This window comes from Pseudomonas sp. B21-041 (genome assembly GCF_024748675.1).
Classification (GTDB): Bacteria; Pseudomonadota; Gammaproteobacteria; order Pseudomonadales; family Pseudomonadaceae; genus Aquipseudomonas; species Aquipseudomonas neuropathica.
On record NZ_CP087175.1, the window covers coordinates 3,934,165 to 3,946,558 of the forward strand.

Annotated in this window: 10 protein-coding genes and 1 pseudogene; 5 read left to right on the forward strand and 6 right to left on the reverse strand. The window is 59.4% G+C overall.

Going from position 1 to position 12,394, the window contains the following annotated elements:
* Positions 1 to 68 precede the first annotated feature (68 nt).
* The gene (locus tag LOY43_RS17355; RefSeq protein ID WP_258708465.1) at positions 69 to 1,070 is read left to right on the forward strand and encodes a glutathione S-transferase family protein; all 1,002 of its coding nucleotides are present in this window, start codon (positions 69 to 71) and stop codon (positions 1,068 to 1,070) included.
* A gap of 132 nt (positions 1,071 to 1,202) precedes the next feature.
* Here LOY43_RS17355 and cysG read toward each other — a convergent pair whose 3' ends face one another.
* From cysG to LOY43_RS17385, 6 genes are all read right to left on the reverse strand, one after another.
* Positions 1,203 to 2,597: a siroheme synthase CysG gene (gene cysG / locus LOY43_RS17360; RefSeq protein ID WP_095124500.1), complete on the reverse strand. Its 1,395-nt coding sequence runs from the start codon at positions 2,595 to 2,597 to the stop codon at positions 1,203 to 1,205.
* Positions 2,598 to 3,878, reverse strand: a complete 1,281-nt coding sequence (gene serS, locus LOY43_RS17365) for a serine--tRNA ligase (protein ID WP_007908080.1) — start codon at positions 3,876 to 3,878, stop codon at positions 2,598 to 2,600.
* Positions 3,879 to 3,893: 15 nt separating this feature from the next.
* On the reverse strand, positions 3,894 to 4,268 hold the full coding sequence (gene crcB / locus LOY43_RS17370) for a fluoride efflux transporter CrcB (protein ID WP_095048067.1): 375 nt from the start codon (positions 4,266 to 4,268) through the stop codon (positions 3,894 to 3,896).
* Positions 4,268 to 5,590: a replication-associated recombination protein A gene (locus LOY43_RS17375; RefSeq protein ID WP_034155144.1), complete on the reverse strand. Its 1,323-nt coding sequence runs from the start codon at positions 5,588 to 5,590 to the stop codon at positions 4,268 to 4,270. The genes crcB and LOY43_RS17375 overlap by 1 nt, the downstream gene beginning before the upstream one ends.
* A 147-nt stretch (positions 5,591 to 5,737) precedes the next feature.
* Entirely contained in the window at positions 5,738 to 6,358 is a 621-nt protein-coding gene (lolA, locus tag LOY43_RS17380) for an outer membrane lipoprotein chaperone LolA (RefSeq protein WP_220556478.1), read from the reverse strand.
* Positions 6,359 to 6,425: 67 nt separating this feature from the next.
* Positions 6,426 to 8,834, reverse strand: coding sequence for a DNA translocase FtsK (locus LOY43_RS17385; RefSeq protein WP_034155142.1), 2,409 nt, complete (start codon positions 8,832 to 8,834; stop codon positions 6,426 to 6,428).
* Between the two features lie 297 nt (positions 8,835 to 9,131).
* On the opposite strand from LOY43_RS17385, the pseudogene trxB reads away from it, so the two are divergent.
* The 4 genes and pseudogenes from trxB to infA all read left to right on the forward strand — a co-directional run bounded on the left by trxB (position 9,132) and on the right by infA (position 11,930).
* Positions 9,132 to 10,092, forward strand: a pseudogene (gene trxB, locus LOY43_RS17390) (thioredoxin-disulfide reductase).
* Between the two features lie 61 nt (positions 10,093 to 10,153).
* Positions 10,154 to 10,834, forward strand: coding sequence for a leucyl/phenylalanyl-tRNA--protein transferase (aat, locus tag LOY43_RS17395; protein WP_093434297.1), 681 nt, complete (start codon positions 10,154 to 10,156; stop codon positions 10,832 to 10,834).
* 57 nt (positions 10,835 to 10,891) lie between these two features.
* Complete coding sequence (locus LOY43_RS17400; RefSeq protein ID WP_093434294.1) at positions 10,892 to 11,599, forward strand: arginyltransferase; 708 nt, start codon at positions 10,892 to 10,894, stop codon at positions 11,597 to 11,599.
* A gap of 112 nt (positions 11,600 to 11,711) precedes the next feature.
* A complete protein-coding gene (infA, locus tag LOY43_RS17405; protein WP_002553999.1) occupies positions 11,712 to 11,930 on the forward strand; it encodes a translation initiation factor IF-1 in 219 nt (72 codons plus the stop codon).
* Positions 11,931 to 12,394: the final 464 nt, after the last annotated feature.

Genomic DNA, 12,394 nt, shown 5'->3' on the forward strand with positions numbered 1-12,394 from the left:
GCGCTTTTTTTTCGAACTCATCGGAATAGACTCGACTCCAACGATTATTGGTTTACGGAGTCTTGATCATGGGTTTACTCGTCGATGGCCACTGGCAGGACAAGTGGTACGAAAGCAGCAAGGACGGCGCCTTCCAGCGCGAACAGGCCAAGCGCCGCAACTGGGTAACCGCCAACGGCGAACCCGGCCCCAGCGGTGAAGGCGGTTTTGCCGCGGAGGCCGGGCGCTATCACCTCTATGTTTCGCTCGCCTGTCCGTGGGCGCATCGCACGCTAATCCTGCGCAAACTCAAAGGGCTGGAGAGTCTCATCGACGTCTCGGTGGTCAGTTGGTTGATGCTGGAAAATGGCTGGACCTTCGACACGGCGCTCGGCTCAACCGGCGATAAGCTCGATGGTTTTGAATTCATGCATCAGCGCTATACCGCCGACACTGCCGATTACACCGGCCGCGTCACCGTGCCGGTGCTGTGGGACAAAAAGCTCAAGCGCATCGTCAGCAACGAATCAGCGGAGATCATCCGCATGTTCAACAGCGCGTTTGATGGTTTGACCGGCAATGATCTGGATCTCTACCCGGCGCCATTACGCGGCGAGATCGATGCGCTGAACGAGCGGATTTATCCGGCGGTGAACAACGGCGTGTATCGCGCAGGTTTTGCGACGTCGCAACAGGCTTATGAAGAAGCGTTCGATGAGGTGTTTGCCGAGCTGGATCAGTTGGACCGGCTGCTGGGTGCCAATCGCTACTTGTCGGGTGAGTACCTGACGGAAGCGGACATCCGTTTGTTCACCACGATGATTCGTTTTGACGCGGTGTACCACGGCCACTTCAAGTGCAACCTGCGGCGGATTGCCGATTACCCGAATCTGTCGAACTGGCTGCGTGAGCTGTATCAGTGGCCGGGGATCGCCGAGACGGTGGATTTCCAGCACATCAAGAACCACTACTACGGCAGTCACAAGACCATTAACCCGACAGGGGTTGTGCCGAAAGGGCCGGAGCAGGATTTCAACGTGGCCCATGATCGGGCGCGTTTGAGCGGCAAAGGGGTTTGGTACCGGGGCTGAGATTTGTATTGTTTTTGAGGGCCCCATCGCTGGCAAGCCAGCTCCCACAGGGATTTTGGTGATACTGAAGATTGCAGCTTCAACACAAAACCTGTGGGAGCTGGCTTGCCAGCGATGGGGTCAACTCGGTTTTCAGACCTGAGCCTGAGCCCCTTCGAACCACGCCAGCTTCTCGCGCAGTTGCACCACTTCACCGACGATGACCAATGTCGGCGCATGCACTTCATGCTCCGCCACCAGTCGCGGCAGGTCAGCCAGCGTGCCGGTGAAGACGCGCTGATTGACCGTGGTGCCCTGCTGAATCAATGCCGCCGGGGTATCGGCTGAACGACCATGTTTGATCAGTTGTTCGCAGATGACCGGCAACCCGACCAGGCCCATGTAGAACACCAGCGTCTGCGCCGGCGCGACAAGGTCGGCCCAAGGCAGATCGGTGGAGCCGTCCTTCAGATGGCCGGTAACAAAGCGCACCGACTGCGCGTGATCACGATGCGTCAGCGGAATCCCGGCATATGCCGCGCAACCACTGGCCGCCGTGATACCCGGCACAACCTGAAACGGAATGCCGTGAGCGGCCAGTTCTTCGATCTCTTCGCCGCCCCGGCCGAAGATAAACGGATCACCGCCCTTCAACCGCACCACACGCTTGCCGGCCTTGGCCAGGTCGACCAGTTGCTGGTTGATCTGATCCTGTGGCACGGCGTGATCAGACCGACGTTTGCCGACGTAGACCCGCTCGGCATCACGACGGCACAGCTCAAGAATCGCTGGCGCCACCAAGCGGTCGTACAGCACCACGTCGGCTTGCTGCATCAGACGCAACGCCTTGAAGGTCAGCAGGTCTGGATCGCCCGGGCCTGCCCCGACCAGATACACCTCACCGGTCGTGACCATGGCTTCACCATCGATCTTGGCTTGCAGCAGACGCTCGGCTTCGGCGCCCTGCCCGGCCAGTTGCCGGTCGGCAATCGGCCCCTGAAACACGTCTTCCCAGAAACCACGACGCTGCTGCACATCCGGAAACAGGCTTTTCACCTGATTGCGGAAACGCGCGGCGAGCCCGGCCAATTGGCCGTAGGTCGATGGAATCCAGGTTTCGATCTTGGCGCGGATCAAACGCGCCAGCACCGGCGCATCGCCGCCGCTGGACACGGCTATGATCAGCGGCGAACGGTCGACGATCGCCGGGAAGATCACACTGCACAAGGCAGGCGCGTCGACCACGTTGACCGGCACGCAGCGCTTGTGCGCATCGGTGGAGACTTGGGCGTTCAGCGTCTCATCGTCGGTGGCGGCAATAATCAGCCCGCAACCATCGAGATCCGCCTCGACGTAACCGCGCAACAGGCATTCACCGCCAGAAGCGGCGACCAGTTCACGCAGTTGCGTTTCGATTTCAGGTGCGACCACCCGCAGCAGCGCACCGGCATCGGCCAGCAGGCGGGATTTGCGCAAGGCAATTTCCCCCCCACCGACGACCAACACACGACTGCCGCGCAGGTTGTGAAACAGCGGCAGATATTTCATTTAGCCGATGACCTCAAGGCCACCCATGTACGGCTTGAGTACGTCCGGTACACGGATCGAGCCGTCGGCCTGCTGGTAGTTTTCCAGCACGGCAACCAGCGTACGACCAACCGCCAGACCGGAACCGTTCAGGGTGTGCACCAGCTCAGGCTTGCCAGTTTCCGGGTTGCGGAAACGCGCTTGCATACGACGGGCCTGGAAGTCGCCGCAGTTCGAGCACGAGGAGATTTCGCGGTACTTGTCCTGGCTCGGGATCCACACTTCGAGGTCATAAGTCTTGACCGCGCTGAAGCCCATGTCGCCGGTGCACAGCGCCAAGGTGCGGTAAGGCAGACCGAGCAATTGCAGGACTTTTTCAGCGTTGGCGGTCAGGCCTTCCAGCGCTTCCATCGAAGTCGATGGCTCAACGATCTGGACCATTTCGACTTTGTCGAACTGGTGCTGACGGATCATGCCGCGGGTGTCACGGCCCGATGCACCGGCTTCACTGCGGAAGCACGGAGTGTGCGCGACGAACTTGATCGGCAGCAGTTTCGAATCGACGATTTCGCCCGCAACGATGTTGGTCAGCGACACTTCAGCGGTCGGGATCAGATACAGATCGGCTTCGCCTTCGCGAGCGATCTTGAACAGGTCTTCTTCGAACTTCGGCAGTTGACCGGTGCCTTGCAGCGCCGGCGCCTGAACCAGATAAGGCGTGTAAGCCTCTTCGTAGCCGTGCTCGTTGACGTGCAGGTTGATCATGAACTGCGCCAGGGCGCGGTGCAGACGCGCGATCGGGCCACGCAGCAGGGCGAAACGCGCACCGGACAGCTTGGCGGCGGTTTCGAAATCCAGCCAGCCGAACTTCTCGCCCAGGGCAACGTGATCTTTCACTTCGAAGTCGAACGCGGTCGGCGTGCCCCAGCGGCGCACTTCAACGTTGTCGTCTTCGTCTTTGCCGACCGGCACGGATTCGTGCGGCAGGTTGGGGATACCGAGCAGGATCGAGTCCAGTTCGGTCTGGATCGCGTCCAGCTCGACTTTACCGGCACTCAGTTCGCCCGCCATGCGCTCGACGTCCGCCATCAACGGCGCGATGTCTTCGCCGCGCTGCTTGGCCTGACCGATGGATTTGGAACGCGCGTTACGCTCAGCCTGCAGTGCTTCGGTGCGGGTCTGGACGGTCTTACGCTGTTCTTCCAGCGCTTCGATGCGCGCGGTATCCAGGGCAAAGCCACGGGAAGCCAGGCGGTCCGCTACGTCCTGAAGGTTGCTACGTAACAGTTTGGAATCGAGCATGTCGGTTTCTCGTTATCAAAGTTTGGTCAAAGACAGGCCAGCCCACGTCGCGAGCAGCCCGCCGAATACGCTGAGTGCCGCATAGCCCAGGGCCAGCGGCACTTGCCCGCTTTCCAGCAGGCGCACCGTATCCAGTGAAAAGGATGAAAATGTCGTCAGCCCCCCAAGGAAGCCGACCATCAACCCGGCGCGTACCTCGATCGGCACTTCCGGGCGTATCAAAAACAGGCCGTACAACACGCCAATCAGCAGACAGCCCACGATATTAACGGCCAGCGTCGCGGTATAGAAGTGCCGCGGCCAATTGGCGTTGACCCAATTACCGGTGGCGAAGCGCAACAAGGTGCCGGCAACCCCGCCGGCGGAGACCGCAATGATCAATGGAAACACTATTTTCTCCGCTGCCGAGGGCTTAAACGATCGAGTTGGGCGAGGTGGTTGAGCTTCTCGCCGATCTTCAATTCCAGGCCACGCGGCACCGGTTGGTAGAACGGGATGGGATCAAGCTCTTCCGGGAAATAGTCTTCGCCAGCGGCATAAGCGTCCGGCTCGTCGTGGGCATAGCGGTATTCGTCACCGTAGCCCAATTGTTTCATCAGTTTGGTCGGTGCGTTGCGCAGGTGCAACGGCACTTCCAGCGAACCGTTTTCAGCGGCGGCACGCAGCGCGGTTTTGAAGCCCATGTACACCGCGTTGCTTTTCGGCGCACAGGCCAGATAGGTGATGGCCTGGGCCACGGCCAACTCGCCTTCCGGACTGCCGAGACGTTCCTGCACCTCCCACGCCGCCAAGCACAGGCTGAGGGCGCGCGGGTCGGCGTTGCCGATGTCTTCACTGGCCATGCGCACCACACGGCGGGCCAGGTACAGCGGATCGCAACCACCGTCGATCATCCGCGCAAACCAATACAGCGCGCCGTCGGGGTTGGAGCCGCGCACGGACTTGTGCAGCGCCGATATCTGGTCGTAGAACGCCTCGCCGCCCTTGTCGAAACGCCGACGCGTATCGCCGAGCAGGCTCTGCAGCAACTCGGTGCCGATTTCGCTGTTGTCTTCAGCCAGGTCCGAGGCGTTTTCCAGCAGATTGAGCAGACGCCGGCCATCGCCATCGGCGGCGGACAGCAGCATCTGGAAGCCTTCATCGTTGAGCGTCAGGTTGCGCTTGCCCAGCCCACGCTCTTCAGTGAGTGCGCGATGCACCAGTTTGCGCAGCGCCGCTTCGTCGAGGCTTTTCAGCACGTAGACGCGGGCACGCGACAGCAGAGCATTGTTGAGTTCGAAGGAAGGGTTTTCGGTGGTGGCGCCGATGAAGATCAGCGTGCCGTCTTCAACGTACGGCAGAAACGCATCCTGCTGGGATTTGTTGAAACGGTGCACTTCATCGACGAACAGAATCGTGCGCTTGCCGTACTGGCCGGCCTGCTGCTTGGCGATTTCAACAGCCTGACGGATCTCTTTGACCCCGGCGAGCACTGCCGAGACCGTTTCGAAGTGCGCATCGGAGACTTCCGCGAGCAACCGCGCCAAAGTGGTTTTACCCACTCCGGGCGGCCCCCAGAAGATCATCGAATGCAGGGCACCCTGCTCCAGCGCCTCACGCAGAGGCTTGCCGCGAGCGAGCACGTGCTCCTGACCGACGTACTCATCCAGATTGGTCGCACGCAAACGCGCGGCCAGTGGCTGGGCAATCGGTGCACTGCGAAACAGATCCATCACGTAGCGTTGAAACCTCTATTTGATCAGGTCGATCTTTGCCCTTGTGGGAGCGAGCCTGCTCGCGAAAGCGGTGTATCAGCCACTATTAATGCTGGATGAAATATCGCTTTCGCGAGCAGGCTCGCTCCCACAGGGTTTACGTGTTTATTCCTGGATCACGTCGGCACCCTTGGGGATGTCGAACTTGAACTTCGATGCCGATACCGGCTCGTTGGCCTTAACGCCGGTAAACAGGATGTTGGTGCGCTGGCCGACGCTGTCGATCAGTTGCATATCGTTGAGCAGACCGTTGCGGAACGACAGACGCAGGTTATCGAACAGAGTGTCTTTGGTTTTCGGCTTGAGGGTGAAGTCGATCACGCCGCCCGCCTCTTTCGCGCTGATATCAAAACTCTGGCTGATCTTCGACACATCACCGGACAGCAGCAGCGCCGGGGTCTGGGTCAGACGCTCGTCGAGCTTCTTGATGGTCGCCTGTTCCAGATCCGGGTCCCACAGGGTAACTTTCTTGCCGTCGGAAACCATGGTCTGCTCGTTTGGCGCATTGGTGTGCCAGTAGAACAGGCCCGGACGCTGCAGGGTCATGTTGCCGGTGGTTTCCTGCAACTGCGTGCCGCTGCCGTCGAGGGTCAGCTGCGAGAAGTTCGCGCTCAGGGTCTTGGATGTTTCCAGCAATTGGGTCAGACGCGCCACGTCCTTTTGATCGGCGTGGGCCGTGAGAGTGGTCAGCGCCAGTACTGGCAGCAGCATGCGGATAAGACGCATGGGAGTCCTCTTGAATACTCGTTGGGAGAGCGGCGGCACATCATTGTCCCGCCTCTTGCGTTTGCAATCAGTCGCGTACCGGGCCTGGGGCCAGGACTTCACGGGAACCGTTGGTGTTCATCGAGGTGACGACCCCGGCCATTTCCATGGCTTCGATCATCCGTGCGGCGCGGTTGTAGCCGATCTTCAGCTTGCGCTGTACAGCGGAAATCGAGGCACGACGGCTTTCCAGTACAAACTGTACAGCTTCATCGTACAGCGCGTCGGCTTCCGGATCATCGCCGTCACCGCCACCGCTGCTGCCTTCAAAACCGCTGCCGGCTTCTTCGACACCGTTGAGGATGTCATCGTTGTATTCCGGAGCGCCGCGCAGTTTCCACGCTTCGACCACACGGTGTACTTCATCGTCGGATACGAACGCACCGTGAACCCGGATCGGCAGGCTGGTGCCCGGCGGCATGTAGAGCATGTCACCGTGACCGAGCAGCTGTTCGGCGCCACCCTGATCGATGATGGTGCGGGAGTCGATCTTGCTCGACACCTGGAACGCCATACGCGTCGGAATGTTGGCCTTGATCAGACCGGTGATCACGTCCACCGATGGCCGCTGGGTGGCGAGGATCAAGTGAATACCGGCAGCACGGGCCTTCTGCGCGATACGGGCGATCAGTTCTTCAACCTTCTTGCCGACGATCATCATCATGTCGGCGAATTCGTCGACCACCACGACGATGGTCGGCAGTTTCTGCAGCAGCGGCGCTTCGTCGTGAATGCTTTCACGCTTGTACAGCGGATCGCTCAACGGTTCGCCGGCATCCTGCGCTTCCTTGACCTTGGCGTTGAAGCCGGACAGGTTGCGCACGCCCATTTTCGCCATCAGCTTGTAGCGGCGCTCCATCTCGGCAACGCTCCAGCGCAAGGCGTTGGCGGCGTCCTTCATGTCGGTAACGACCGGGCACAGCAAGTGCGGAATGCCTTCGTAGATCGACAGTTCCAACATTTTCGGGTCGATCATGATCAGCTTGGCGTCTTCCGGGCCGGACTTGAACAGGATCGACAGGATCATCGCGTTCACACCCACCGACTTACCGGAACCGGTCGTACCGGCCACCAGCAAGTGCGGCATCTTCGCCAGGTCAGTAATGACCGGCTTACCGCCGATGTCGTGACCCAGCGCCAGGGTGACCGGCGATTTGAAATTGTCGTATTCAGGCGTCGACAGCACTTCGGAGAAGCGCACGATCTGCCGGTCTTCGTTGGGAATCTCGATACCGACGGTGGTCTTGCCCGGAATCACCTCGACCACACGTACGCTGGTCACGGCCAGCGAACGCGCGAGGTCTTTGGCGAGGTTGGCGATGCGGCTGACTTTCACGCCGGCGGCAGGCTGAATTTCGTAACGGGTAATCACCGGACCCGGGTGGATCGAATCCACCGTGACCTCGACACCGAACTCCTTGAGCTTGATCTCCAGCAAATGGCCGACCGCCGCCAGGGATTCCGGTGAGTAATTGAGTTGTTTCTTTTCCGCCGGATCAAGAATCGAAATCGGCGGCAAAGTGCCTTCCACGGCGCTGTCGACGAACAACGGCACCTGTTTCTCTTTCTGCACGCGCTTGCTTGGCTCGGGCGCCTTGGCCGGGGCCGGGGCGATAACCGGCGGCACTTGTTTCTCGCGGTCGGACATGTGCTTGCTCAGGGCTTGCTCACGTTCGATCAGGCGTTCTTTGACTTTGGCTTGTTCGCGCTTGTCAGTGACCGTCGGCGCGACCACGTCATGCACGCGATCGTCGACTTCACGCAATTGCGCAACCAACTGCTTGCGCTCGGTACGGGCCGACCACCAGCGATTGAGCGCGCCTTGAAACAGTTCGAACAGATCAAGGGTGATCTTGCCAGTGATATCCATCACCTTGAACCACGACAGATCAGTGAACACCGTCAGACCGAACAGGAACAACGCAATAAACAACAGGGTGCTGCCCTGAATATTCAGTGCATTCTTCGCCAGATTGCCGAGGCTTTCGCCCAGCGCGCCACCAGCTCCCGCCGGCAGGCCCGAGGCCGCGTGAAAGTGCAGATGCGCCAGCGCAGCGCCAGACAGCACCAGAAACACCAGACCGATCAGACGCCAGGAGAACAGCCAGCCGCTCCACTGCCACGGCTCGTGGCGCTGGCGGAAAATCTGGTACGCCTTGATCGCCAGCAGCAACGGGAAGATATAGGCGAAGTAACCCAGCACCATGAACAGGATGTCGGCGCTGTAGGAGCCCGCCGGGCCGCCGAAATTCTGTACGTCATCGATCTTGCTGTTGTGGCTCCAGCCTGGATCGTCCTTGCCGTAGGTCAGCAAAGCCATCATCAGGAACAGGCACAAGGCGCCGATGGCGATCAATGCACCTTCCTTGAGCCGGTAGTGCAACTGTTGGCGCCAGAGCGGGACGACTGTTTTTGGTGCTTCGGTGGATTTCTTCAAAACGCTTCTTTTCCTGCGCCCAAGGCGCGTCCATCTATTGAATGACGATAAAAAACTGCCCAATCCAGGCAGGTAAAAAAGTGAACGAGCGCAACTGAGACTACTTTTAACACTGTGCTGCCGCTTTTATAAATACAGCACACGGCGAACATTCTGTAACAGCCCGGCATTGTACGGGTTTGTGCGTCCGATGCCATGCTTCAAGCCCCAGGATTGAGCATAGTCAAGCACACAGAGGCCGCGACTCAATTTGAGCATGCATTACCTTTTGTGACAAAGGCTTATGAGGTCTATTTGATGAACGTAGCGAAGCATTCACGCCTGATCATCCTTGGCTCCGGCCCGGCCGGTTACAGCGCTGCCGTGTATGCCGCCCGCGCCAACCTCAAACCCGTGGTCATCACCGGCCTGCAGGCCGGTGGCCAGCTCACCACCACCGTCGAGGTCGACAACTGGCCCGGTGACGTCGAAGGCCTCACCGGCCCGGCGCTGATGGAACGTATGCAAAAACACGCCGAACGCTTTGCCACAGAGATCGTTTACGACCACATCCACACCGCCAAGTTGCAGCAGCGCCCGTTCGAGCTTATCGGCGACAGCGGCACTTACACCTGCGACGCACTGATCATTGCCACCGGCGCCTCGGCGCAGTATCTCGGCTTGCCCTCGGAAGAAGCCTTCGCCGGCAAAGGCGTTTTCCGCCTGTGCGACCTGTGACGGCTTCTTCTATCGCAATCAGGTGGTCGCCGTAGTCGGCGGCGGCAATACGGCGGTTGAGGAGGCACTTTATCTGTCGAACATCGCCAGGGAGGTGCACCTGATCCATCGTCGCGACAAGCTGCGTTCGGAGAAAATCCTTCAGGACAAACTGTTCGAGAAAGCTGCGAACGGCAACGTGCGCCTGCACTGGAACCAGAATCTCGACGAAGTGCTCGGCGATGCCAGCGGCGTCACCGGCGCGCGACTGCGGGACAGTCATACGGGCGAAACCCGCGAACTGGCGTTGGCCGGCGTATTCATTGCCATTGGTCACAAGCCCAACACCGACCTGTTCCAAGGCCAGTTGCCGATGCGCGACGGCTACTTGCGGGTCAAGGGCGGCAGCGACGGCGACGCCACCGCCACCGAGATTCCCGGGGTATTTGCCGCCGGTGACGTGGCTGACCACGTTTACCGCCAGGCGGTAACATCAGCCGGTGCCGGGTGTATGGCCGCACTGGATGCCGAGAAGTATCTGGACGACATTCCTGTCATTTAACGGCACACTTTATCGCGGGCCAGACGCCCCACCGCCCTCCCCTTCTGTAAGCCTGGATGCCATGCTGACTTGGTTACAACGTAATTCCCTGACTTTTCCGCCACTGGAAAAGGCCATGCGCGACCCCAACGGATTGCTGGCTGCGGGTGGCGATTTGTCGGCCGACCGGCTGATTCAAGCTTATCGCCATGGCTGCTTTCCATGGTTTTCCGAGGGTCAGCCGATTCTCTGGTGGTCGCCGGATCCGCGCACGGTATTGTTTCCCGACGAACTGCATGTCTCGCGCAGCCTCGGCAAACTGCTGCGTCAGGAACGCTATCAAGTGACCTTCGATCAGGATTTCGATGCCGTGATCCGCGCCTGTGCCGCACCACGGGATTACGCCGATGGCACCTGGATCACCGAGGCGATGCAGGACGCCTATGTCGAACTGCATCGTCGCGGCTTCGCGCATTCGGTGGAGGTCTGGGATCAGGGCGAACTGGTCGGTGGCCTGTACGGCCTGGCGATGGGCCAATTGTTTTTTGGTGAATCGATGTTCAGCCGCGCCGACAATGCCTCGAAATTCGGCTTTGCCACCCTTGTGCGGCACCTGAAAGACTCGGGATTCGTGCTGATCGATTGCCAGATGCCGACCGATCATCTGCACAGCCTCGGCGCCAGAGCCATTCCCCGCCAGGAATTCGCCGACTATCTGGCCCGCCATCTGGACCAACCCAATCGTGCCACCTGGGTTTGCTGAGCGACTTTTGCGCGCGTGGCTTACACTTAATTCACCAGCTTATCCCGAGGGTTGATCATGACCGAGTTGGCGCGATTGAAGTTCTATGCCACTCAGCCTCACTCTTGCAGTTATCTGCCCGAGGAGCAGGCCACGACCCTGTTTCTCGATCCGAGTCAGCCCATGGATGTGCATGTCTACGCAGACCTGTCGGAAATGGGCTTTCGTCGCAGCGGCGATCATCTGTACCGGCCGCATTGCCAGAACTGCAATGCGTGCGTACCTGCGCGCATTCCCGTGGCGCAGTTCATGCCCAATCGTCAGCAGAAGCGGATTCTCAAGCGCAATACGGATTTGCAGGTGCGCCCGGCCAAACCGCAATTCAGCGAAGAATATTTCGATCTGTATCAGCGTTACATCGAACAGCGTCACGCAGACGGCGACATGTACCCGCCGAGCCGTGATCAGTTCGCAACGTTTCTGGTCCGCGACTTGCCGTTCTCGCGTTTTTACGAGTTCCGACTCGACGGACGGTTGCTCGCCGTGGCGGTCACCGATTTACTGCCGAACGGTTTGTCAGCGGTGTACACCTTTTACGAACCCGCCGAAGAACGCCGCAGCCTTGGCCGATTTGCCATCCTCTGGCAAATCGCCGAGAGCCAGCGCCTCGGGCTTGAGGCGGTATACCTCGGTTACTGGATCAAGAACTGCAAAAAGATGAACTACAAGACGCAATATCGCCCCATCGAACTGCTGATTAATCAGCGCTGGGTGATCCTCAACTAAACCCAAGCCGTAAACCCCTTGGCGTAAACCCCATTTTTCGGGCACAATGCACGCCGCTTTTGCCTGGCGCAGTTGCACCGGGCCATTCATTGGATACCGAGGGCTTTACTGCATGTCGAAAGAAGACAGCTTCGAAATGGAAGGCACTGTCGTCGACACCCTGCCCAACACCATGTTTCGTGTGGAGTTGGAAAATGGGCACGTCGTAACCGCGCATATTTCCGGCAAGATGCGCAAGAACTACATTCGTATTCTTACCGGTGACAAAGTGCGCGTCGAGCTGACGCCCTATGACTTGAGCAAAGGGCGCATCACTTACCGCGCTCGTTAATCAAGTCAATACAGAACGCCCGGTTTATGCCGGGCGTTTTTGTTTGTCTGCGTTTTGGGGTTTGGGGTTTGGGGGCATATCCGTTTTTTCGGGTGCGGCCGCTGGCGGTTTCGCTCTTACAGCGAGTCCCTTTTTCAAACGCCAAAAAGGAACCAAAAGGCTTTGCCCCTGGCGTACGGCACTTCGCCTAGGCTCAGCGTTCCCTCGCTACGGTGTCCATCCGGGGGCATCGCCTACGGTTTGCTTCGCTGCACCTCCTCTCGATGTATGCGGCTACGCCGCACGGCGCTACGCGCCTACCCCCGGATGAACACCTCCGCTCGGCCTGCCGATGGGGCAAAAGATCAAAAGCCAAAGCTAGATCAAGAGCCAGATCAAGAGCCCCTCACCCTAGCCCTCTCCCGGAGGGAGAGGGGACTGACCGAGGTGTTTGGGTGACGTACGCCGACATGAAATACCGAGTT